Origin of the sequence: Quyinboa sediminis (genome assembly GCF_042219855.1) — a bacterium.
Lineage (GTDB): Bacteria > Bacteroidota > Bacteroidia > Bacteroidales > UBA5342 > JBHJHP01.
Window position 1 is genome coordinate 269,392 of sequence record NZ_JBHJHP010000004.1, and the last position, 26,470, is coordinate 295,861.

Genomic DNA, 26,470 nt, shown 5'->3' on the forward strand with positions numbered 1-26,470 from the left:
CCCAGGACTGGACTTCCCGACATCGTTTCCTCATCGGGATTCCGCTTCGCTACACTTCTCGTCCAGTCCGGTTAAAATAAAAAAAAGGCCTCCATCTCAAAATGGAAGCCTTAAAGTGCCCAGGACTGGACTCGAACCAGCACGACCTAAAACGGTCACCAGGCCCTCAACCTGGCGCGTCTACCAATTTCGCCACCTGGGCAGAAGAATTATACTGCACCGCGTATACCCCCCGAATCATCGGGGCGCCACCTGGGCAGAATTGTTGTTCTGCACGTCATTCCCTGTAAACCGTGGAATGAAATTTATTGCAAAATTTCCGGTTTCGCTTTAATCACTATTAAAACTTGTTTTACTATGACCGGATAAAAAAATGAGAAATCTTTCGATTTCTCTGATTTTTTTTTTGAGCGAGAAACGGGACTCGAACCCGCGACCCCAACCTTGGCAAGGTTGTGCTCTACCAACTGAGCTATTCTCGCAATTTTTTTGTGTTCAACCTCCTCTGAGATCCTGCATGAACGCCCTTGTTACAGGGGCTGTTGTTCAAATGCGGGGCAAAAATAGAATATTTTTTTTTACGCACAAAATAATTAGTAAAAATTTAATCAAATATTTTCCGGGGTGAATTTAAGGTCTAATCCTTTGTATATGCACGTTATAAATGCGTTTTCTTTTTGCTAAAAATGTTTTGCGTTATGGTATTTTTTTGTTTATTTTGGAATTGTTTAACATATTAATAACATTGACTTATGCGCCTAAGCATGATAACCAGAAAGAATCTAATGTTGTTTTTGTTCCTGAGCAATGTATATTTTGCTTTTGCACAGTTAGATACGATTCATTACTTACCCCCATTATATGCAAATACGATTGTAGATAAGGATTTCGGAGAACAGTATGTGGTTTTGTCCACGAATGAATCCACGCCTTTTACAGTCACAATGTTTAATAATGCCGGGCGTTCTCAGCAGGTTCAGATATCCAAAAGTCAACCGCAGATTGTGGATTTGGGTTACCAGCAGGCCGCATGGGGTGTAGTTGAAAAAAGTAGCCTGAACACAGCCCTCAATGACGACGGGATGGTACTGGTAGCTGCGAAACCATTCTTTGTGAATGCACGTCACCGCTCAACAGTACAGGGATTAATGCTTACTACAAAAGGTAAAGTTGCCGCCGGACTGGAGTTTTACACAGGCCATATTTATACCGTATATGGAGAAAATACACGTCCACGGAATCACTTTGTTTCCATTATGGCAACCGAAGATAATACACAGATTACCCTGTCCAATCCGGATGCTAAATATTATAATCAGTCTAATAATAGCTTTACAATTACTTTAAATAAGTATCAGTCATATGTTGTTGCTGATGAAATTAACCTGCACACCTGGAGTGGCAGTGCCTATGACCCCGCAAATATTATCAGCGCCAATGCCATCAATGGTACCCATATAACCAGTGATAAGCCTATCGTTGTAAATACAGGATCATGGCTTGGCGGAGGTTCCTCCACAGTGCAGGATATAGGAGGAGACCAGATTGTGCCGGTAGAATATGTCGGTAAAGAATATGCGATTAATAAAGGCCGTGGTTCTACATTGAATGAAAAAGCTCTGGTTGTTTCCACGGCAGTCAATACTACCGTAAGTGTAAATGGAGTTGCTGTTACAACATTAACGAATGCAGGTGATCATATTTTCCTGGATGACTCCTACTTTACTGCTTCAGGTCTGATGTATGTTGAGACTTCCAAAGCAGCATATATTTACCAGACGCTGGGAGCCGATAATTCAGATGCGGCCATTGGTATGAGTTTTATACCGCCACTGAACTGTATGGCAAACACCAAGGTTAATATCCCATTTGCCACGCAGATGATTGCCAATGTGGATATGGCAGACCCGAACGGAAACAGCCCGATTCTTTCCCTGGTTACAAAGGCAGGCTCAGCCTTTACGGTTAATGGTACTGATATCTCAGCCATAATATCCGGATATCCCAATAACAGTGGCCCAAATGTAATAACAGGGACTGACTGGGTAAGCTATACCATCTCGGATTTCAATTTTACAGGGTTTACGCCAACGGGAGTCTGGAATTTTGAGATCGATGCAGAGCATGCTATCAATGCTTCGTTGTCAATCAGGGATGACCTGATTGGAGCCGGATGTTATTTTTCCGGTTTTGGTGATGATCCGTTGTTAACCAAAGAACCGGTTATAGCCGGTGGTACCGCCTGTTATCCTGACAATGCCATTTTAAGAGCCAGTGGTTTCCCTTCGTATCAGTGGCAATTGGGTGGTTCATTTATATCAGGCGAATCAGCAGACAGTCTTGTGGTGAACGATCTTGGCTTTTACCGTGTTCGTGGTGTAACCACCTGCGACGGGGTAGCTGTGACTTCCAAATTTTCGGAATATGTGGAGATCAACCCGTGTATTTCAATAAACAATGTTTCAATAACGGAGCCTAATGCGGCACAGGATGTCACCTTTACGGTTTCACTGGGTACCATCTATGCTCAGGATGTTACGTTTAACTATGAAGCTATTCCCGGTACTGCCACGCAGAATAAGGATTTTACCGGTAAGCAGGGTATTATAACAATACCTGCCGGCAGTACAGAAGCCTATATCACCATATCTGTTTTACCCGATGAGGTGGATGAATATGATGAGCAGTTTACCGTTCAGCTTACCAATCCTGTAAATTGTGATTTCTCTATTCCTGTAGGAACCTGTACTATTGTTGATAATGACGATCCGGGATCATACAGTTTTGCCTCAGCAGCCATTTCCGTTCGCGAAGGAACGGATACTGTAGCTGTGTTTACTGTCAACCTGGATGAGATAAGTGAAAAACTCACATGGGTCCGCTATGCAACGAATAATATCAGTGCAACAGCAGGTCAGGATTATACGGCAACAGCCGATACCTTGTTTTTTGCACCGGGAACTACAACCGGCAGCATCCTTATACCTATACTAAATGATGATATTTTTGAACCGGCTCTTGAACAGTTTGTCTTAAATATAGTACAGGCCGGAAACCTTGCATTTAATAACCTTGCATCGAGCAAACTGGCCCTGATCACAGACGATGATACGCCTGTGTTTTTCTCTGTTCTGGATACGCAGGTTGTTGAAGGTAATGATCTGAATTTCTGGATCACCATAGATAAACCCTACCCGATTGACCTGGAAATAGACTATTCCACCCAGGATGATCAGGCGACTGTTGCAGATAATGATTATACCGAGACATCAGGAACTGCTTTATTCCCGGCAGGAACAACATCAGTGAAAATAAGTGTACCAACGGGGGATGATGAAATTGACGAAAATGATGAAAATGTAAAGTTCAATCTGTCCAATCTGCCGTCGCCACACGGTATTTTTAATAAGCCCAGTGCCAATGGGTTGATCATTGATGATGACTGTACACCACTTGCAGTGAATGATGCACTGACTACACCTGAGGAAACGCTTTTGAATAGTGTATATGTACTGGATAATGATCAGGGCTTGTGTGATACACCTTTGGTTCTGGCCGTTGTGAAAATGCCTTCACATGCACTGACTTTTAGTTTCAATACGGCGGATGGTGGTATTGAATACGAACCGGTGCTTAATTACTTTGGTAAAGATACCATTAGCTATTCAATTACTGATGCTGACGGTCAGACCACTCAGGCCGATGCAATCATTACGGTGACCAATGTAAATGATATCCCGGTTGCCGTAGATACGGCCTTAACATTTAATGAGGATCAAACCGTCACTTTTACACCCCTTGGAAACGATCTGGATATCGATAAGTCAGGACTATCGCTGGTCAGCATCACATCTGTTTCGAATGCAACAGTTACAATAGATGCCAATGGTACCGACCTGCATTTTACTCCTGACCCTGATTTTAACGGAATTGTCACCTTTGATTATACAATGGAAGATGGCGAAGGGGACCAGGCAACTGCAACCATTACGATTACCATTAATCCTGTGAACGATAACCCGGGCGCAGTCAATGATAATGTAAGCACCGATGAGGATATCCTGAGTGCACCTTTTGATCCGCTCGTGAATGATTATGATGCTGATAACAGTGGAATCAGCTTGTTTTCTATGGGATCAGCTGCAAATGGTACAATTACAGACCTGGGAGACGGCACCTTTACATACCAGCCGAATCTGAATTACAACGGAACCGATTCTGCTAGCTATGTGATACAGGACGGAGAAGGCGATCAGGCAACAGGGAAAATCTATTTCACTGTCAACCCGATAAATGATCCGCCGGTGGCTGTGCTGGAAAACAGGATAACGCAGGAAGATACGCCTATAAATATCAATGTGCTGGCCAACGATTCTGACGTGGATGGAAATTTGTCACCCTCGGGAGTTACCATAACCCAGAACCCTTTACACGGAACGATAGTGGTGGAAGCTAACGGTACAGTAACTTATACACCTGCCGCAAACTATTTCGGACAGGATAACTTCTATTACAAATTAATAGATGATGCCGGTGCGGAATCCAATACGGTAATGGACAGAATACTGGTTTTCCCGATGGATGATATGCCGGTTGCTGTAAATGACACAGCAACTACTGTTGAGGATAATGCTTCTCCTCTGGTTGTATCTCCACTGGCTAATGATGTTGATCCGGATAACTCAGGATTGATTTTGTCTATTGTGACCCAACCGGCTAACGGAACTGCCGTTTTATCAGGAAACACGATATCGTACAGTTCTAATCTTAATTATTATGGTATGGATTCTATCCTGTACCAGATTAAAGAGGTTGGTGCCGGTGGTGGAACAGCACAGGCTTATATCATCATCACTGTTACTCCGGTAAATGATTTTCCTGTTGCCAATGATGATGCTGCAACACTGACGGAAGATAATACCATAGATATTGATGTGCTTGCAAACGACGAAGATCCGGATCTTACAGGGTTGACTATCGTCGCTGTGTCAGCACCGGGAAACGGAACAGCTACAATTTCCGGCAACCAGATACACTATGTGCCTGATGCTGATTATTTCGGAGCAGATGCCTTTACTTATACCATTGAAGACGGGCAGGGTGATCAGGCCACGGCGACTGTATCTGTAACGGTTGATCCGGATGATTCTGATGTTCCGGTGGCCAACAATGATTTTGTGACTACAGACGAAGATGTAAGTGTGGATATCAACCCGGTACTGAACGATCAGGATCCTGACCTCAGCGGACTCATCATGACAGTAGTCACCGCCCCGGTTCATGGTAACATAACATCTGTTACAGGAAATGTGATCACCTACGAGCCATCGCCAAATTATAACGGACAGGATACTATTGTATACCAGATTCAGGAAGCAGGTGCCGGTGGAAGTACGGATCAGGCCATGATTGTTATTACAGTTACACCGGTAAATGATATACCTGTAGCCAATGATGATTCCTATACCATCAACGAGGATGTGGTTTCTGATTTTGATGTGATGGCTAACGATGAGGATCCGGACTTTAACGGAATAAGCATTGTTTCGCTGGGAGCACCTGCACACGGCACTGCAACGGTTGTTGCCGGTCTGGTTCATTATGTGCCGGACGCAGATTATTTCGGAAGCGATGTATTTACTTATACCATAGAGGATTATAACGGAGATCAGGCAACGGCTGATATTTCGGTAACCATTACAGCCGATGATACCGATGCACCGGTACCGGTGGATGATACTGTGGTAACGGATGAAGATGTAGCGGTTGTAATTTCACCGTTAACCAATGATTATGATCCTGACTTAACAGGTTTGACCTTAAGTATTGTCAGTGCTCCGGATAGCGGACTGGCAGTAATTTCCGGATCAGACATAACGTATACCCCGAATGCAGACTTTAATGGTCTGGATTCCATTCAGTACCAGGTGGAAGAGGTGGGAGCCAATAACCAGACAGCCACAGCGTGGATTCGTATCACGGTAAATCCTGTGAACGACCTTCCGGATGCGCTTGATGATGCGATAACAGTTTTGGAAGATAATACCATTAATATTGATCCGCTGGTTAATGATTCGGATCCGGATCGCGGAGGTCTGACCATTACACATATTACAGGGCCGGTAAACGGAACGGGTGTGATTAATGCCGGATCAACAATTGATTATACACCGGATGCCGATTTCTTTGGTTCCGATTCCATTGTCTATACTATTGCTGATATGGATGGTGACCTTGATTCTGCCATCATAAGAATTACCGTGACAGCCGATTATACCGATGCACCGGTATCTACTGATGATGCTGTTATAACAGATGAGGATGTAGCCGTTGTAATTTCACCGTTAACCAATGATTATGATCCTGACTTAACAGGTCTGACTTTAAGTATTGTCAGTGCTCCGGATAGCGGACTGGCAGTAATTTCCGGATCAGACATGACGTATACCCCGAATGCAGACTTTAATGGTCTGGATTCCATTCAGTACCAGGTGGAAGAGGTGGGAGCCAATAACCAGACAGCCACAGCGTGGATTCGTATCACGGTAAATCCTGTGAACGACCTTCCGGATGCGCTTGATGATGCGATAACAGTTTTGGAAGATAATACCATTAATATTGATCCGCTGGTTAATGATTCGGATCCGGATCGCGGAGGTCTGACCATTACACACATTACAGGGCCGGTAAACGGTACCGGTGCGATTAATGCCGGATCAACGATTGATTATACTCCGGATGCCGATTTCTTTGGTTCCGATTCCATTGTCTACACTGTTGCCGATATGAATGGTGACCTTGATTCTGCCATCATTAGAATTACCGTGACAGCCGATGATACCGATGCACCGGTAGCTACTGATGATGCTGTTATAACAGACGAGGATGTAGCCGTTGTAGTTTCACCGTTAACCAATGATTATGATCCTGACCGGACAGGTCTGACCATAAACCTGGTGTCTTCTCCGGATAGTGGTTCTGTTGTAATTTCCGGATCAGATATGACCTATACCCCAAATCCTGATTTCTTTGGAATGGATTCACTGGAATACCAGGTGGAAGAGGTGGGAGCCAATAACCAGACTGCAACAGCCTGGATCTTTATTACGGTTAATCCGGTGAGTGATCTGCCTGAAGCAAACATGGATACCATAACGGTGAACGAGGATGATCAGGATACCGTGTATGTTTTAGTCAATGATATTGACCACGACCGCGGCGGACTGAAAGTAATTGACCTCGGACCTTCGCCAAACAGCGTTTCACAGATTTCAACTGACAGTACCTATGTGATATACATTCCAAATCCGGATTATTTCGGATCTGATTCACTCTACTACTTTATTGAGGATGTGGATGGAGACATTGATTCAGCATTGATCAAAGCGACAGTAATTTATAACGATGCTGATGCGCCGGATGCTGTAAGAGATACTTTTATATTCAATGAAGATGAAAGTGGCGTTGTTCTTCCAATGGCCAATGATTATGATCCGGACAGATCAGGTCTGATTATGACATTGATTACTCCTCCGGATTCCGGTCAGTTTATTAATCAGGGTGATACCGCATTCCTGTATATTCCACCGGCTAACTATCATGGAACCGATACTGCCATTTACCAGATTCAGGAAGTGGCAGCAGGTATGCAGACTGATATTGACACGATGATTTTTATCGTATATGCAGTAAATGATACACCGGTAGCCGTGATTGATTCACTGGTTCTGGATGAGGATACGCGGGATTCAGTTTATGTATTGCTTAACGATCTTGATCCTGATTATTCCGGAATTCAGCTTGTGGACCTCGTATCTACTCCAAATGCTCTGGCTGAAATATCATCCGACAGTACCTATATAAGGTATACACCTATGGCTGATTTCTTTGGTTCCGATTCCGTACTGTATTATATCGCTGACGGGGAAGGAGATCTGGATTCAGCATATATTCTCGTAACGGTCAGTGCTGATACAAGTGATGTTCCGGTTGCCAATGATGACTATATCGTTATTACGGAAGATATGGATATAGATATTGTACCGCTTGCAAACGATTACGATCCCGACAGGACAGGTCTTATCCTGACCATCCTGAAAGATCCGGATAACGGAATTTATATATTGCACAACGACACCGTATCTTATTCTCCGGATCCGAACTTTAACGGTAGGGATACCATCTATTACCAGATTCAGGAAGCCGGAGCCGGACAAAGCTTAGCAACGGCATACATCTATATTGAAATAGATACCATTAATGAACGTCCCGTTGCCAATCCCGACTCCATAAGTATTTACGAGGATTCATCGGATACGATATGGGTACTGGTCAATGATATCGACCTGGACTGGGAAGGTATTATTGTGGATTCCGTATCAATGTCTGATACAGCTACAGTAGAACTGACCGCTGATTCCACAGGCGTCATCTATACACCATCGGCGAATTTCTATGGTGCGGATTCCGTATTCTATATTTTGCGCGACGCACAGGGTGATCTGGATACAGCGTGGATCTATATTAATGTAATTGCAGTGAATGACACGCCGCATGCACAGAACGATTTCATCCTGATCAATGAGGATGAGACCGGAAGTGTGAACATTCTGGCTAATGATGAAGATCCGGACCGTCAGGGTGTGGATATTACAACCGGAATTCAGGTTCAGAACGGAAGCATAAGCATTGATCCGAACGGTGATGTGGTGTATACGCCGGATGCAAACTATTTCGGATCAGACAGCCTGATGTATTACATTACCGATAAAGAGAATGATGTGGACAGTGCGTGGCTTTATATAACCGTAACAGCTGTAAATGACACACCTGTTGTAGTGAATGATAATGCCATTATGCTGGAAGAAACCGTAACCGATATTCCGATATTGATAAACGACTTTGACGTGGAAGGTCCGATACCGTTCGACAGTATATTTATTGCATTTACAACCAATAACGGCGATGCCATATTGTTGCCGGGTACCGGAGTGATCCGTTATACACCTGTTTTCAACTATTACGGACTTGACAGCCTTGGTTATTATGTTAAGGATAATGAAGGTCTGGCATCAGATACAGCTTATGTCTACATAACTGTAATGAATGTGAATGATATACCGGTTGCAACCGATGATACCGTAAACATTCAGGAAGATTCAAACGCGGTTATTGCTGTTCTGGCTAACGATGAAGATCCTGATCATTCAGGTCTTGATGTTACAATAGTTAATGGACCTGCGAACGGAATAGCGAACCTATTGAATGATACTGTATATTATACACCGGACGCCAACTTCTTTGGTAATGATACAATTCAGTATATTATTGTGGATGGTGAGGGTGATACCGTTTCTGCCAACATCCTGATTACGGTAGAATCAGTAAACGACCTTCCTGTAGCCAACGATGATGTGGTATCCATACTGGAAGAAACAACGGTTGATATTCCGGTTCTGGTAAACGACAGTGATGTGGAAGCCGCAATTCCTTTGGATTCAGTATTTATTGTCTCCTCAGCAAAACACGGTGTCGCCAATCTGATTTCCGGAACAGGGGTGATTAATTATCTTCCTGAAGTGAATTTCTTTGGTAATGATACCATAACATACTATGTGAAAGATACCGATGGCGCGATGTCAGACACTGCCATGGTTGTAATTACTGTACAGAACGTAAATGAAAATCCCGATGCCAGCGACGATTATTATTATATGCCTGAAGATTCAGTTATTGAACTGATGATTCTTGTGAATGATCTGGATGCTGACAGAAGTGGATTATCGCTGGATTCTGTTTCAGTGCCTTTCCATGGAACCCTCGTTATGGATAAAGCGCCGGATACTATAACATATATTCCGGAACCAGATTACTTCGGAATGGATTCCATCCTCTATTTCATTGCCGATGGTGAACTGGACATGGATTCGGCATGGATCTTTATCGAAATATATCCTGTAAATGATGTGCCGGTGGCGGTGAATGATACCATCATTATTTCAGATATGGACGGCGATACACTGGCTATACTGGCTAACGACTATGATGTGGAAACCACCTTAACCGGAAATCATGTGGTGATAGAAGTATTGCCAACCATGGGATCGGCATATATTGACTTTACCACAGGTGATCTGATCTATTTCATGGATGCTGATTTCTACTATTCAGATTCACTGATGTATGTAATCACAGATGATGAAGGTGCCTCAGATACGGCCATGGTTTACATTATGGACAGAGACAGCATTCTTGATTCGGATGATGATGGTATTCCAAACCTGGTTGAAGGGGACGAAGACATGGTGGATATGGATGGTATTCCGAATTACCTCGATCTTGATTCAGATGGCGACCAGATTCCGGATGCCATAGAGGGCCTGCTGGACAGGGATGACAACGGAATAGAAGACTATATTGATCCGTTTGACTGGGATGCAGATTCTGATGGTGACGGTCTGCCTAACCGTTATGAGGATACCAACAACGACGGTAATCCGTATAACGATGACTGTGACGGTGATGGTCTGGTGAACTACCTGGATGATACCGATAACTGTGAGGATTACCTCGATATTCCGAACGGTTTCTCACCAAACGGTGACGGCATCAACGATCTCTTCTGTATTGAGGGGTTGTGGAACTTCCCGGATGCAGAAATTTATATCTTTAACCAATGGGGAAACAGGGTGTTCGATATGAAATACTACGGTGACGAAGATCGTTACGGACCTTATGAAGCATGGTGGAACGGACAGAGTAACCGGATTGGAAAAGCAGATGTGCCCGAAGGTGTTTATTTCTATCGTCTGACACTTGGTAGGGGCAGGAAAGTAAAAGAAGGATATATTCACCTGAGACGCTAATTAAAATAAAAGTATATTTGTACAACATTCCCGGCAAAACCGGGAATGTTTGTTTAATGATATTAAGTCTTCATTCATGACTAAAAAAGAACGGTTTCAAAAATTCATCGAATGGTTTCAGGTGAACATGCCTGAAGCGGAAACAGAACTGATTTATACTGATCCTTATGAGTTGCTGGTTGCAGTGATCCTTTCTGCCCAATGTACGGATAAACGGGTTAATATGCTGACTCCGGCTATATTTGCCCGATACCCCGATGCTGCAAGTATGGCTCAGGCTTCAGTAGAGGATATTTTTGAACTCATTAAGAGCTGTTCTTATCCCAATAACAAGGCCAAACACCTGAAAGGTATGTCGGAAACCCTCGTCAATACCTTTGGAGGCGTGGTTCCTGATTCGGTGGAAGAACTTCAGAAATTACCCGGTGTTGGCCGGAAAACAGCCAATGTTATCGCCTCTGTGGTCTTTAATAAACCGGCTATGGCAGTGGATACGCATGTATTCAGGGTGGCAGAACGGATAGGCCTGACAACAGATGCAAAAAATCCACTGGACTCAGAATTACAACTGATAAAATATATTCCTGAAAATCTCATTCCAAAAGCCCACCACTGGCTGATCCTGCACGGACGTTATGTCTGCCTGGCACGCAAACCCAAATGCGAAACATGCGGAATTACATCGATTTGCCGGTATTACCAATCTTTAACCCGCTGATAATAATCAACAGGGAATTTTAATATATTTTTTGGGCTCTCCCCGGAGTTCAGGACGGGATGGATACACTTTATTGTAAAACGAATTTCCTGCATCAAAATTTATGGGTAGCATAAAGTTGACCCGGACTTTTCTTCCTCTTTGTTCACCGGGAATCCACTTAGGCATCATTCTTACCACACGCAAAGCTTCTGCATTAAGAATGGAGTCAACACCTCTCGCAATCTGTTCATTGACAATATTTCCCATGGTGTCTACTTCAAAACTGACATAAACTCTTCCACTGATCCCAGCTGCCTTTGCTTCCGGTGGGTAGGTGACATTATTTCTCAAAAAGTTCATCATTGCATTTACACCACCAGGAAATTCAGGCATTTTTTCTACAACCTGGAAAACTGCATTTTCATCAAGGGCTTCTTCTTCAGTATCGACATCCATAAGTACGGCCTCATCAAATTCGGCCTCAACAATATTCAGATTTGAGGAGACAGGTGGTGGAGTCTGGTTGCGCCCGACTGCGGAATTATTCACACCTTCAGGAAGTGGTATGGGTTGCCTTACAGTAACAGGGATGCTGTTTGGATTCACAAGGGATGAGTCTATTGCAATAAATGAAGTATATTCTGTCAGGAGGTTATATTGTAATCCCAGGCGGGTTATTTCATCAACCAGTTCTTTTTTGTCCTTATTGTGGCTCCATGAGTCATTTCCTAACGAGTTGTAATCAGATACCAGACGTATTTTTTCTCTGGCCCATAAATACTTAAGGGCTCTGTTCTTTCGGTTTTCGTTCTGAATTGCTATGGATTTGACTAAAATACTTTTCCCGCTTTGCCCTTCAATTTTCAGAAGTCCGTTTGCATTATTCCTGTATTTGCCGGAAATAATTACAGGCCTGTCGGCAAACAGGTCAGGAATATTTTCGGGTAGTACATCATACACATCTATACCTTCAAATGCAGCATGAATATTCGTTAGTACAGGTTGGGAAATATATGTTTTAAATTTTTCTGCCATTTCCCTTGCTTCCTGCTTGTTTTGTGCAATAAAAGGTTCACCGTAACCTACGTGAGCCATTCCTTCTATGATGTAGCGATTAACTCCACGTCCGATGCCGAAGGAAAAGAAATTAGCTTTTCCAAGGTTCTCACGTATAAAATCAAAGGTCTGCTTTTCAACCGTTACATAGCCATCGGTAAGGATAACAAATGTTCGTGCATAATTCTCAGTTGCATTCAGGTTCAAAGCTGCTTTTAAACCACATAATAACTCTGTTCCTCCATTGCCTGACTGGTTATTAATAAAATACAAGGCTTCATCTATATTCTCCGCACTGGCTTTCATGGAATTCTTTGATAACATGGTAGATCCACCGGCAAACAGAATAACATTGAACAGATCATTTTCTTTCAGACCGCCTAATAATTCAGTCATAATTTGTTTGGAGATGTCCAGTGGAAACCCTTCCATTGAACCGGAAACATCCATAATAAAAACATATTCCCTGGGTGGAATTTCTTCCGGGGTTAAGCGTTCAGGCGGTTGCATCATAGCGAGGAAATAATTTTCACCATTGGGATCATCGTATAATAATACACCGGTTTGTACTCCGTTTCCTGCAAGACGGTACTGCATAACGAAATCCCGGTTTCCTCCCTGTGGCTCATTAAGCGTCAGGGTAGCTTCTGATTTACTGGCAAATTCTATCCTGTTCTGGTGTGTGGTGCAACGGATGTCACGGATTGGAATGGCGGCATTAAGATCAATAGATAATGACAAGATGGAGGTTGGTTTTACGCCTTTCATCAGATATGGATTTCCGTTCCATGTTTCTGTTTTTGCTGAGGTCAGCTCTTTCTTACTCACATACCTTGGACCGACAACAGTAGGATAGACAAATTCATATATCTTATCGGTTGGAATTAAAAGTTCACTGTAGGACAGGTTGACTTCAATGGTGGCACCGGGCATAATATTCGCCACGTTCATTTTGAACACATTCGGGTGTTCCTGTTCTAAAAGTGACGTTCTTTTTCCTTCCTTCTTAGCCGATTCATACATATTGCGGGCCTTTGCTTTCTCTTCAATTACGGCTCTGATTTCTCTTTTGCCAATCTTCATAACCATATCGTAAACAGCAGAACGTGTGGAGGCGGGAAAAACATAGATGGCTTCAATTGGAGTATTTCCGGTGTTCATATACGTTTGTTTTACATTTACATCGGCAATAACGCCTGAAATGTTTACATGAACATCGGTTGACTTTAGAGGAAGACTGGCTTCCTGGTTTTCATCAGTAATGACCACAAAATATGGGGATTCATTTTTGTCGTCTGATGCTTTTGCAGCATAGAAAGTTGAAAACAACAATGTTAAAATGAAAAATCCGATGATGGATGGTTTTGTTTTACAGGATGGAGAATTCATAAGGTATAAATTGAACGTTAATAAAAATACAGGTCATACTACAGAGAGAATAAAAGAACGTGGTGTGCTCACATACTTATAAAACTTAATAACGGTTCCGTTTATTGTGTGATTTTAAGGATTAAGGATTAGACTCATCCCAAAACCGTTTAAACACATTTTAATAACTGTTAAAAAGCTGTATCCTGAGTAACCAATAGTATCCGGGAACGTTCTTAAACCAATACAGTCAGCTTATGCGCTTTTTCTACGGATTTATTTTTCTGTTTGGTATGGTAGTAATCTCGGTTCAGGCTCAGACCGGGAATAAAAAGGTAGTAGCCGGAATTGTGTCTGATCAGAACGGGAAAGAACTGGTAGCCGTTAATGTGGTCAGCAAAAGGAAGGGAGTGGGAACCATAACCAACGATAAAGGATATTTTAAGCTGGAAGTTGATGCACCGGATACTGTTGTGTTTATGTTTATGGGGATGCAGCCAAGAAATCTGGTGGTGAACGACTCTTCAGAAACCATTCAGTTGGTTAATGTCATGCTTCAAACATCAAGTGTTATTCTGAAAGAGGTAGAGATAAGTCCGTTTTTATCGAAACAAGATCTTTCGTATGATAAATTACCAATGGATGCAACAGAATCTACACGGTATCAGTTGAGGCAACATGCAAAACATACAAATAAAACCTACTTTGAAACCGTTGGATTCAATTTTGCCCCGCTTTTACTGAAACAGGTCGGTAAATTAGGTGCTAAGATTGAAAAGGCAAAGGACAGGGAAACCCGGCAGCGCATCAGTATTATGAAACAACAATATGCTATTCAGGGAGATTCTATCTTTTCAAAAGGCATCCCAATGGATTCCCTGCGGCATCCAAGCCACGAGGTGTTTACTAAATAACCAATTGTATAAGTAAAGACTAAATTCCCGTTTTAATCGTTTTGATAGTGTTATTAACTTAATACTATACCTTGAAATAAATGACAAAGCAATGTTGTAATTGTGGTCAATACTTTTTCCTGTTTAGTAAATTCACAACGTTTAGTATTGCTCTAAGTGTTGTCTTTTTAACTTCCTGTAAGAGTATTGTTGAAGACGAGTTTGTGATATCCCGGAAAGTACCTGTTATAAACAGTTTATTGATTGCAGATAGCATATTTAAAGTGAATATATCCTTTTCCGGTAATTTAACGGAGGTTGAATATCCATATGTTTCTGATGCAATTGTGATCATAAAGGATTCTGATAATAATTCCGATACTTTAAATTATTCAGATAAAGGAACATATATAAGTGATGAAACGGTTGGAATACATAAACAATATTTCTGTCTGGTTAAAATTCCCGGTTACAACGATGTCGTAGCAGAAGCTTTCGTGCCTAAGCCAGGAATAATTTCAAATGTGATTTTTAACAAAGATGCAGGAAGAGGAGAAGAAACTGAGCTTGTCTCGTCAGTGGCGTTTGATCTAAATAATTTACCGGATGAGAAGATTTACTGGGAGGTTAATTTTATTGAAAGGGGCATCTTTAGTGAATATGACTTCTTTCAAAGAAAGGTGGTGGATTCATATAAAACTATTCATCATGATATTTATTTTAATCCTGATGAGATTGAAATATTGAAAAATGAAACGCCTCCCTATAATGTATTCTCAAATCATAGCATCAATAAAAGCATATATCATGTGAAATTCTATTTCACAGAGTATTCGGTTGATCTTGATTCAGAACGGGATTTTTATATTGAATTGCGGAATGTTGATGAGTCATATTATGAGTTTCAAAAACAGTATTATTTGTATGAGATGGCTGCTAATGTTGGTTTGGGCAATTCAAATAGCAATTATCCATTATATACTAATATTGAGAATGGCTTAGGTTTATTTACGGCATATTCAACCACTTATGCGGAGGTTTTTGTGAAATGAAACTTTGTTCCTTTAATTTGAGATTTCTGTTTATCGCATTGCTACTTGTAAACGCTGCTTTAGCTCATTCTTCAGATATCAGGTTGTCCGGCTTTGTAAAAGATTCGTTTACTAATGAGGTATTAACGGGTGCGAATATTTTTGAAACTGATCAGTTAACGGGAACGACAACGGATAATAAAGGATATTTCAGTTTAAACATTTCAAACGCTGCCAGTCTTTCTTTTTCATTTACAGGTTACCAAAGTAAAACAGTTCAGTTAAACAGTAAATCAGATACTTTTTTGGTTGTATTTCTTATTCAGGGTAAAGAACTTTCAGAGATATCAGTAAATGCAAACCGCAACCTCAGAGCTAATATAACGCATTTGTCAGCGTATGATTTCAAACGAATTCCTGTTTTGGGTGCAAAACCGGATATTATTAAAACCTTGCAATTACTGCCCGGTGTACAGGCTCAATCGGAAGGGATGAGTTTATTTAATGTTCGAGGTGGAGAGCCCGGGCAAAATCAGTATCTCCTGGATGATGTGCCTTTGATTTATGTGAATCATCTTGGTGGTTTAACATCTGTGTTCAACCCGGAGATGATAAATTCCGTGGATTTTTATAAGGGCAGTTTCCCTGCACGACATGGCGGTAAATTATCTTCAATTGTTGATATAACTCAAAGGGAAGGAAACGTCTCAAAGTTTGTTGGTTCATACAGTATTGGTTTAACGGATGCTTCCTTTAGTCTTGAGGGACCACTGATCCACGATAAGCTGAGTTTTATTATTACAGCTCGTAAAACATTGATCGATTTTTTGCTAGCCGGAATTTCCACATTTGATGATGTCAATAATTCGATCGTTTCTTATGGATTTCACGATGTAAATGCTAAACTTTCATGGAAACATGATGAAAGGAATACGTTTAATTTTAATTTGTACCAGGGAGACGATTATTTTAATTTCTGGGGCAAGCCGTGGGAACTGGAAAAGAATGAGAGCAATCATATTAGCCAGGTTTGGGGGAACTGGTTGTTATCGGGGAACTGGAAAAAAATTATAGGAGATCATTTGTTTGTTGAGAATTTGTTGTCATATACAAAATACAGGAATAAAAGCAAACAGACCTATAAAAGTATATTTGATGCTGTAGAGGAAGTATCCGTTTTTAAAAACAGTTCATCTGTAAATAATTTATCTGCTAAATCCATTTGGAAATATGCAATGACAAGGTATATGTTTTTGGAGTTTGGGAATGAAACAAATTACATGCAATATGAACCTGGTTATTATTATAATTCTACAGTTCAATACCAGGTTACAAGTTCTGTATATCATACCTTTAAAACAACAGTTTTTATTGACAATATCATTGATGTCAGCCCGTCTGTTGAAATCCGGCCTTCATTGCGTTTTAATCTGTATATAAATAATAATATCCTTTATCCTGATTTTGAACCACGCGTTAATTTTAGGTTTAAAGTGGCAGACAGTCAAAATCTTGAACTAAATTACATGAGAGTAATGCAGTATGATCATTTAATACACATTCAGGATCAAATCATAAAAAGTGAAATCTGGTTACCGGCAAGTTCAGAAAACCCACCGCAGTTATCCGATCAATTGTCCGTAAGTTGGATGAGTAGCATTGCAAAGGATATACTGAAATTAGAAGTGAGTCTCTATTATAAGAAGATGAATAATCTTGCGCGTTTAAAAATGGGCTATGAAAACGCATTGGGCTTAACAGATATTGAGCATAAATTGCTGCGTAATGGTAAAGGTGCCGCGTATGGTTCAGAAATTATATTAAGTAAAAATAAGGGGTTTTTAACTGGATCTGTTGCTTACAGTTTTACGGAATCTAAAAGAAGTTTTGCCGAAATAAATAAGGGAGAGTTTTATGATTATGAGTATAATAGTCCACACACATTAACTTTGAATGCGAACAGAAAGCTAAACAGACACTGGAACTTTAATCTTGTTTGGACCTTCTCTTCAGGGTTACCATATACGCCAGCTTCGGGAAAACATTTATTAATGAACCTAACCAATGGGGATGTAACTGACGGTGTTGCAATTGACTATGCGGAATATAATAGTGGGAGAATGCAAAATTATCATCGGATGGATGTTGGTTTCACTTATGAGACCAAAACTAAAAAGGGGAATAAAGCTGTCTGGACTTTTTCTGTTTATAACCTGTATAACCGCATGAATCCATACAACTATTATTACGATGATGATAAATACTTAGATACGGGAGTAGAATATACAAAACCACTTAAGCTTTATAAAGTAACATGGTTTCCGATAATACCCAGCTTCTCGTACAAAGTTTTTTTTGATGACATTAAATTCAGAAACTAATTTTCGTAATCGAAATACAACTGGTAAAAATGCATTTTTTTCTGCTGATCATAGCCGCGCTCAATCAGTTGTTTGTTTCCATGCACGTATACATGAAAATTTTTATCCAGTTTAATGACTGACTTAAAAAAACGTTTGTGCTTTTTGACGGCATCAGGCTCAATAGAAAACGCATCTTCCAGCGGTATCTGCCGTTCATTTTCATAAAACTCACGATAATCCTCAAAAGCCTTGATTGTTTCAGGGTTTTCAATCACCTGCGATTCAAAGTCAGATAAATCGAAATCTTTGTTTTTGCCAAAATAATCGATGGAACGGTTCAGCAGGTCGGCCTGTTCACTCCGGTCAACACGGTTCTCTGCATTGTATACATCGGTGACAAAATCCTTGCACAGCGACAAATAATTCTGGGTCATGAAAAAGTTGTCTTCACGTGGAATCAGACCGAGAAAATCGGTTTTCCAGTACACCGCTTCATCCCCTTTTGAGATGGAATCCACGATTGAAATAATGTATTCGCCTGTTTCCTGGTTGCGGAAGATAAGGGCGCCTTTATCCAGTTTTTTAATGCTGATCCCTTCTTTGGGTTCAATACCGAATTTCTGATCACCGGTATAAACTTTCAGATAAGTTTCTTTGGTTTCTGATTTAAACAAACCGATACAACGGTAGGCTTCACCATAGAGTTTTACATTGTCGATGTTGGCTACATAAAAGTCTCCGGCTTTTATCTTAGGGTGCGTGGATGTTTCGTACAACAGCTCTGCCAGTTTTTTCGAGGATTCAGTAATCGTTTCTGCGTTTTCAAATATCTGATCCACTTCCTGTATGACCGGATTGATATCCGGGTCCGCAAAATTATACTGAATATCCGGCTTAAATGTTTTCAGAAAATACTGAAGGAGCAAAGGAGATAAAGGATTATCCTGCTGCAGAGAGAGCAGATTTTCCGATAATTTACAACCTTCGTCGTAAGGCTTGTACCCAATATGGTGGACAATAAGCTGACGTATAGTGGCTTCGCTGTAATCGATCATAATTTAAAAATTTCAACAAAAATGGGATATAAAATTGAAATGACATGAAATAAGCGGAATGTTTTTGGATACATCGTTTATTATGTCACCCGTTCCGGGTTTGAGCGTAAACCCATGGTTGTGTAATTACAATAATGACATCCCTACGGGATTGCTTGTTCCATATTGTTCGCTATCAGTTTTGCTTATAACATTCCGGCAGGATTACAGGAATTAAATGTGGTGAACCAGTACGTTACTAATCTTTTTCGTAAACCCGAAGGGTTGATATTTTTGTAATTGTAATAAATGAGCGTTTTTCAGAAATCCCGAAGGGATGGCATTATGTTTTGAAGAAAATACTTTTTAATCAGGACATGGCAATTGTCTATGGGCATTAACTTCTAAAAAATTCGGGACAGGTCATTGTAATCTCAGAATACTGTTGTCCTGTTAAACAGTATCATCATGAATAATAATGTATCCTGAAAAGAAGACATTTATTTTCAAATCGGGTTTACATTAAAAACGTCAAGTAACAACTATATCACCCGTTCCGGGTTTATGCTTAATCCCATGGTTGTGTAATTACAATAATGACATCCCTTCGGGATTGCTTGTCCCATATTGTTCGCTATCAGTTATTCAAATAACATGCCGAAGGGAACTTAAGAATGAGAGATGGGAAACAGGTTTATTATTAACCTTTTATTAAAATCCTTAGGATTGATAAAATTGTAACAGTATCATCATGAATAATAATTTATCCTGATAAGAAGACATTTTTTTTCAAATTGGGTTTACAGTAAAAACGTCAGGTAACAACTATATCACCCGTTCCGGGTTTATGCGTAATCCCATGGTTGTGTAGTTACAATAATGACATCCCTACGGGATTGCTTGTCCCATATTGTTCGCTATCAGTTTTGCTTATAACATTCCGGCAGGATTACAGGAATTAAATGTGGAGAACCAGTACGTTACTAATCTTTTTCGTAAACCCGAAGGGTTGATATTATTGTAATTGTAATAAATGAGCGTTTTTCAGAAATCCCGAAGGGATGGCATTATGTTTTGAAGAAAATACTTTTAATCAGAATATGGCAATTGTCTATGGGCATTAACTTCTAAAATTCGGGACAGGTCATTGTAATCTCAGTATACTGTTGTCCGGTTAAACAGTATCATCATGAATAATAATGTATCCTGAAAAGAAGACATTTTTTTTCAAATTGGGTTTACATTAAAAACGTCAAGTAACAACTATATCACCCGTTCCGGGTTTATGTGTAATCCCATGATTGTGTAATTACAATAATGACATCCCTACGGGATTGCTTGTCCCATATTGTTCGCTATCAGTTATTCAAATAACATGTCGAAGGGAACTTAAGAATGAGAGATGGGAAACAGGTTTATGATTAACCTTTTATTAAAATCCTTAGGATTGATAAAATTGTAACGGTATCATCATGAATAATAATGTATCCTGAAAAGAAGACATATATTTTCAAATTGGGTTTACATTAAAAACGTCAGGTAACAACTATATCACCCGTTCCGGGTTTATGTGTAATCCCATGGTTATGTAATTACAATAATGACATCCCTACGGGATTGCTTGCCCCATATTATTCACAATCAGTTTTGTTTATAACATTCCGGCAGGATTACAGGAATTAAATGTGGAGAACCAGTACGTTACTAATCTTTTTCGTAAACCCGAAGGGTTGATATTATTGTAATTGTAATAAATGAGCGTTTTTCAGAAATCCCGAAGGGATGGCATTATGTTTTGAAGAAAATACTTTTAATCAGAATATGGCAATTGTCTAGGGGCATTAACTTCTGAAAAATTCGGGACAGGTCGATGTAATCTCAGTATACTGTTGTCCGGTTAAAGCTTCAGAGATTCCTCGCTACACCCGGAATGACTGTCCCATAAGAACCTAAGAGACTGTCATTCTGATCGTAGTAAAATGAAGCGATGAGTCTTTAGGTAATATTGATTTTTAACCGGAGAACAATGATCTCAAAACAGAGCTTAAAGCTCAACTTGAAAAACAATTGATATAATTTATCACAACCTTTTGCAAAAATTAACAACCATTGTTTGTACTTTTGTAGTTTGAAGAAAACACAATATTTATGGGATTATATCTTTTCAGAACACCAAAACCACGCCGTTTTGAGCATATTCCGATCTATTACGACGAATCGAAAGAACGTCTTAAGGAAATGCAGCGGCAGGCCGATCTTGAAGCCGGAAAGATCTCAAGTGAAGACTATGTGCCGAATATAAAAGGTAAATTCCGTAAAAACTGGCATAAGACAGCCATAGATGTCACCAGTACTGAAAAGCGTAAATCTAACCTGAGGTTAGTTGCCATAGTGATCGTTCTGTTTTTTGTTGCATGGTTGATTCTTAATGCCGATATCAGCATTCTGAATGTGTTCTGGGAAAAATAGAACCAGCTTATGACCGATATTATCAAGCTTTTACCCGATTCCGTTGCTAATCAGATTGCCGCAGGTGAAGTCATTCAACGTCCTGCCTCTGTAGTAAAAGAGTTGGTTGAAAATGCTATTGATGCGGATTCCACAGAGATAAAAGTTATTATTAAAGATGCCGGAAAGACCCTTATCCAGGTGATCGACGATGGAAAAGGGATGTCTGACACAGATGCACGCATGTCTTTTGAACGGCATGCCACATCCAAGATTACTGATGCGACTGATCTGTTTAATATACATACTAAAGGGTTTCGGGGCGAAGCGTTAGCATCCATCGCAGCTATTGCACATGTGGAGATGAAATCCAGGCACAGCGGTTCTGAAATCGGTACTTATCTCGAAATTAAAGGATCGAAGGTTGAACAGCAGGAACCCGTAAGCTGTCCGCAGGGGACAAACATCAATGTGAAAAACCTGTTTTTTAATGTGCCTGCCCGGCGTAAATTTCTGAAATCGGCATCTACAGAATTCAGACATATTCTAAACGAGTTTCAACGAATTGCACTTGTAGCTCCGGAGGTGACCTTTAAGTTGTACCACAATGATGAGGAAATACTTGATTTGCCATCCGGAAGCATGCGCCAGCGCATTGTTGGGGTGTTCGGAAAATCTCTGAATCCAAAACTGGTAGCCCTTGAGGTTGAAACATCCATCGTAAAAATAACCGGGTTTATCGGAAAACCCGAATTTGCAAGAAAGAAGTTCGGAGAACAGTTTTTCTTTGCCAATAACAGATACATGCGCCATCCGTATTTTCATAAGGCCGTCATGGATGGTTATGGAAATATTTTACAGGCGGAGACAATTCCAAGCTATTTTCTTTATCTCGATGTTGATCCGGCCTCGGTAGATGTAAACATTCACCCGACCAAAACAGAGATCAAATTTGAAAATGAGCAGGCCATCTGGCCCATTCTCATGGCGGCTGTCAGAGAGGCGTTGGGAAAATTCAATGTGGTACCATCAATCGATTTCGACCAGGAAGGTGCCATTGATATTCCTGTCCTGCACAAGGATACTGAAATAAAGATGCCTGTGGTACATACTAACCCTGACTACAATCCTTTTAAAACTTCAGGTGGAGGTGGTACATCTTCAGGTTCTTATGAAAGGCCATCCATGCATATTCCTACCGACTGGGATAAACTGTATGCCGGTTTTGAAGGTGAATCTGAAACGGAGGAAGAAACAGATAACGATTTTGGATCGGCCGTTGAACCGGAAATTAAAAAAGCCGATCGACTGTTTGATGAAGAGGTGGAAACAGTTCAGTCCGGGCAATCCTTTTTTCAGTACAAGAACAGGTACATTATAACCTCAGTGAAATCAGGACTTATGCTGATTGACCAGCACAGGGCCCATTCACGGATTCTTTTCGAAAAATATCTTAAAAATATAGAGAATCACAAAGTCATCTCTCAGAAGCTTCTGTTTCCTGAAACCATTGAAATAAGTGCAGAAGACGGCATAATTCTGGAGGAGATAAAAGATGTTCTGGCCTGTTTAGGCTTTGATGTAGAGCGCTTTGGAAAGAACACTTTTGCCATTAACGGTGTTCCTTATGATACAGGAAACATTAATGCCGTTGCACTCCTGGAGCAATTGATAGAAACAGCATCAGAGCAGGGCAGAAGCGTTAAAACGGACATGTCGGAAGCGCTGGCACGGATATGTGCAGGCACTGCGGCTATTCAGTATGGTAAAAAGTTATCGGAATCTGAGATGCAGGACATGGTGGATTCCCTGTTTGCCTGCTCCATGCCGAATTATTCTCCCGATGGTAAGCCAATTCTTACTATTCTGGAAGATTCAGAGCTGGAAAGGCATTTAAAATAAAGGTTTAATTTTGTGGAAAATTTGGATATATGCAACGATCTCTTTTAGGCTCAGCACCGGTAGTTAAAAACCTGATCATCATTAACGTGATTTTCTGGGTGGCCAGTATTGTAGTATTCAGAACGTTTGGAATTCAGCTTGAACAGTATCTTGGGCTGCACTATTTCAAATCTCATCAGTTTATGCCACACCAGCTTATTACATATATGTTCATGCACAGCTATATTCGTATGTCTCTGGGGCATATCTTTTTTAATATGTTTGCCCTGTTTATGTTCGGTGTTATGCTGGAAAGAGTATGGGGTTCCAAAAGGTTTTTACAGTATTATTTAATCACGGGTATAGGCGCTGGTCTGGTGCAGATGCTGGTTTTTTACATCAGGATACAGTCGCTTGAGAAAGGCATTGCTCCTGACATGATACAGAATATTTATAATAATGGCTGGTCCATTCTTCAGGAAGGCAAGAATTTTTCAGATCCTGTGCTGGCACAGCTGAATTTAATGATCAACACTTCCACCATTGGTGCTTCCGGTGCTGTATTTGGCATATTGCTTGCATTCGGGATGTTGTTTCCAAATACCCAGTTAATGTTATTATTTCCGCCCATACCCATCAAAGCGAAATACTTTGTAATTGGTTACGGCGTTATTGAATTGTTTGCCGGTGTTGCTAACCGTACAGGTGATAATGTGGCCCATTTTGCCCATCTTGGCGGAATGCTCTTCGGATTTTTCCTGATCCGGTACTGGAATAAACACACCAAAAATTTCTATTGATGAACATTTGGGACGAAATAAAGGAGTCGTTTAAAAAGGGCAGCATTGTTACCCGAATTCTATATGTGAATATCGGGGTTTTTATTTTTATCCGTCTGGCAGATGTTGTATTTAAACTAACCGGTATGGAAGCCTCTTCGTGGAGTCATCCGTTATACCTATTATCAGTGCCATCTGATCCTGCTGAGCTTATTAGAAAGCCCTGGACGCTCATCACTTATATGTTTACACATTTTGAGTTTTTGCATATCCTCTTTAACATGTTGTGGTTTTACTGGTTTGCACGATTCTTTTTAATGCTGTACAACGAAAAACAGCTGCTGGGTTTGTATATTACCGGTGGTTTGGCCGGTGCGGCTTTGTATCTTGTGGCTTATAACCTTATTCCGTTTTTCGCCAATCAGGATCCCAATATCCTGCTGGGTGCTTCGGCATCGGTTCTGGCAATTGTGGTTGCTGTGGCGGTAACTGCTCCGAATAACGAAATTAACCTGATGTTCATCGGACCCGTTAAAATGAAGTATCTGGCTTTATTTACGGTGGTGATAGATTTGATAAGTGTTACCGGCGATAACGCTGGCGGACACATTGCACACCTTGGTGGCGCAGCCTGGGGGTGGTTATATGTAATTGCCTTTCAAAAAGGAACAGACATGGGTAAATTCGTAAATAGAATAATTGATGGCATTATATCCGTTTTTAAGCCGAAACCCAAAAGGATGAAGGTGAAATGGAACAGGCCTGTCACCAATCCGGATCAGGCTTACCGGGATCAGAGGGCGGCAAAGGAACATGAGATAGATGCTATTTTAGAGAAAATTAAAAAATCGGGTTACGACAGCCTGAGCAAAGATGAAAAACAAAAGTTGTTTCAGGCCGGAAACCATTAGTTTGATCAACCTTAATTGAACATGAAAAAGTTTATTAGAAAAACTTTTCTGATCTTTAATCTGCTTGCAGTACTGCTGTTACTGGTGTCATACCTGGCTCCGGTAGTTAATCCGCGTACCTTTGTGGTACCCAGTTATCTGGGACTGGCCTTCATTTACATTGTGGCCTTGAATCTGCTTTTTGTCATCGGCTGGCTTCTGGCTTCCAAATGGTATTTTATACTATCTCTCCTGGTTCTGATGTTGGGATATAATGTACTGAACCGTTCAGTGCCTTACCGGACCAATGAAACAAAAATCACAGAACCCGGTGCGTTTAAACTGATGAGTTTTAACGTGAGAGTTTTTAACCGGTATGGATGGACAGCTGATGGTGATCCTGAAGACGTGGCCCGTTTTGCCAATAATCAGAATCCGGATATCATCTGTTTACAGGAGTTTGGGGTCAATAACCGCTCAAAAACACATTCTGAAAAGGCCATTCTCAAACTTTTTAACCGTTGGAAATATCACTACTTTGAGTTTGGTGAACCCGGAAGCAGTGGCTATCGTCAGGGACTTGCAATTTTCTCGAAATACAAAATTCTGAGAACAGGGAAATTACCCGGTGGCGACAATGATAATTTTACAATATACGCAGACATCGAGAAAGATAACAAAACGATGCGTTTATTTACAAGTCACCTGCAATCCATTAATATGTCAGGTAAGGAATATCTGGTTTATGATATTCTTAAGGATCCTACCAATGGCGAAAAGGTACGTCATGAGATGGGAATTTTTCGCTGGCACATGAATGCCGCTTACAAGCAAAGAGCACTTCAGGCACAGACCTACAGGAAGTATATTGATGCATCACCCTTTCCGGTGGTGGTCTGTGGTGATTTTAACGATACCCCTGTTTCATATGCCTACCGTAAAATTAAGGGCGATCTGATTGATGCATACATCGAATCAGGCAATGGTATCGGATCAACCTATAACGGCCCTTATCCACTTCTGAGGATAGATTATATTTTTATTGATAAACGTCTGACCTCAAACGACTTCAAACGCCATAAGGTCGACTTGTCCGATCACTATCCCATAAGCTGTTATATCGCATTTAAGGAATAATATTCATACACAGGTAGGTAATTGC

The 26,470-nt window shown here is 40.8% G+C and carries 12 protein-coding genes and 2 tRNA genes; 10 read left to right on the forward strand and 4 right to left on the reverse strand.

Translation table 11 applies throughout. The features are described 5' to 3' along the window. Window positions 1-116: 116 nt before the first annotated feature. Together ACE1EF_RS11605 and ACE1EF_RS11610 are read right to left on the reverse strand one after the other, a co-directional pair. A tRNA-Leu gene (locus tag ACE1EF_RS11605) sits at window positions 117-202 on the reverse strand. Window positions 203-409: 207 nt separating this feature from the next. Next, window positions 410-482, reverse strand: a tRNA-Gly gene (locus ACE1EF_RS11610). A 282-nt stretch (window positions 483-764) separates the two neighbouring features. Here ACE1EF_RS11610 and ACE1EF_RS11615 point away from each other — a divergent pair. Both ACE1EF_RS11615 and nth read left to right on the forward strand, forming a co-directional pair. Then, a complete protein-coding gene (locus tag ACE1EF_RS11615) occupies window positions 765-10,865 on the forward strand; it encodes an Ig-like domain-containing protein (RefSeq protein ID WP_375720835.1) in 10,101 nt (3,366 codons plus the stop codon). Window positions 10,866-10,941: 76 nt separating this feature from the next. Continuing rightward, entirely contained in the window at window positions 10,942-11,583 is a 642-nt protein-coding gene (gene nth, locus ACE1EF_RS11620) for an endonuclease III (protein WP_375720836.1), read from the forward strand. 6 nt (window positions 11,584-11,589) lie between these two features. Here the strand turns inward: nth and ACE1EF_RS11625 are convergent, their stop codons facing one another. Beyond that, window positions 11,590-14,010, reverse strand: a complete 2,421-nt coding sequence (locus tag ACE1EF_RS11625; RefSeq protein ID WP_375720837.1) for a TonB family protein — start codon at window positions 14,008-14,010, stop codon at window positions 11,590-11,592. A 236-nt stretch (window positions 14,011-14,246) separates the two neighbouring features. Between ACE1EF_RS11625 and ACE1EF_RS11630 the strand changes: the two genes are divergently transcribed. From ACE1EF_RS11630 to ACE1EF_RS11640, 3 genes are all read left to right on the forward strand, one after another. Continuing rightward, the gene (locus ACE1EF_RS11630; protein WP_375720838.1) at window positions 14,247-14,903 is read left to right on the forward strand and encodes a carboxypeptidase-like regulatory domain-containing protein; all 657 of its coding nucleotides are present in this window, start codon (window positions 14,247-14,249) and stop codon (window positions 14,901-14,903) included. A gap of 80 nt (window positions 14,904-14,983) precedes the next feature. Next, window positions 14,984-15,934: a DUF4249 family protein gene (locus ACE1EF_RS11635; RefSeq protein ID WP_375720839.1), complete on the forward strand. Its 951-nt coding sequence runs from the start codon at window positions 14,984-14,986 to the stop codon at window positions 15,932-15,934. Between the two features lie 17 nt (window positions 15,935-15,951). Continuing rightward, the gene (locus ACE1EF_RS11640) at window positions 15,952-18,294 is read left to right on the forward strand and encodes a TonB-dependent receptor (protein WP_375720840.1); all 2,343 of its coding nucleotides are present in this window, start codon (window positions 15,952-15,954) and stop codon (window positions 18,292-18,294) included. Here the strand turns inward: ACE1EF_RS11640 and ACE1EF_RS11645 are convergent. Beyond that, window positions 18,291-19,331 carry a nucleoid-associated protein gene (locus ACE1EF_RS11645; RefSeq protein ID WP_375720841.1) on the reverse strand — a complete coding sequence of 347 codons (1,041 nt, stop codon included), beginning with the start codon at window positions 19,329-19,331 and terminating at the stop codon, window positions 18,291-18,293. The genes ACE1EF_RS11640 and ACE1EF_RS11645 overlap by 4 nt on opposite strands. Before the next feature lie 2,127 nt (window positions 19,332-21,458). Here ACE1EF_RS11645 and ACE1EF_RS11650 point away from each other — a divergent pair. The 5 genes from ACE1EF_RS11650 to ACE1EF_RS11670 are packed head-to-tail and all read left to right on the forward strand — an operon-like array spanning window position 21,459 to window position 26,445. Further along, window positions 21,459-21,779, forward strand: coding sequence for a hypothetical protein (locus tag ACE1EF_RS11650; protein ID WP_375720842.1), 321 nt, complete (start codon window positions 21,459-21,461; stop codon window positions 21,777-21,779). A gap of 9 nt (window positions 21,780-21,788) precedes the next feature. After that, window positions 21,789-23,660 carry a DNA mismatch repair endonuclease MutL gene (gene mutL, locus ACE1EF_RS11655; protein ID WP_375720843.1) on the forward strand — a complete coding sequence of 624 codons (1,872 nt, stop codon included), beginning with the start codon at window positions 21,789-21,791 and terminating at the stop codon, window positions 23,658-23,660. 29 nt (window positions 23,661-23,689) lie between these two features. Continuing rightward, window positions 23,690-24,439 carry a rhomboid family intramembrane serine protease gene (locus ACE1EF_RS11660; protein ID WP_375720844.1) on the forward strand — a complete coding sequence of 250 codons (750 nt, stop codon included), beginning with the start codon at window positions 23,690-23,692 and terminating at the stop codon, window positions 24,437-24,439. Then, complete coding sequence (locus tag ACE1EF_RS11665; RefSeq protein WP_375720845.1) at window positions 24,439-25,329, forward strand: rhomboid family intramembrane serine protease; 891 nt, start codon at window positions 24,439-24,441, stop codon at window positions 25,327-25,329. Before ACE1EF_RS11660 ends, ACE1EF_RS11665 begins: the two co-directional genes overlap by 1 nt. Before the next feature lie 21 nt (window positions 25,330-25,350). Beyond that, window positions 25,351-26,445: an endonuclease/exonuclease/phosphatase family protein gene (locus ACE1EF_RS11670; protein ID WP_375720846.1), complete on the forward strand. Its 1,095-nt coding sequence runs from the start codon at window positions 25,351-25,353 to the stop codon at window positions 26,443-26,445. Window positions 26,446-26,470: the final 25 nt, after the last annotated feature.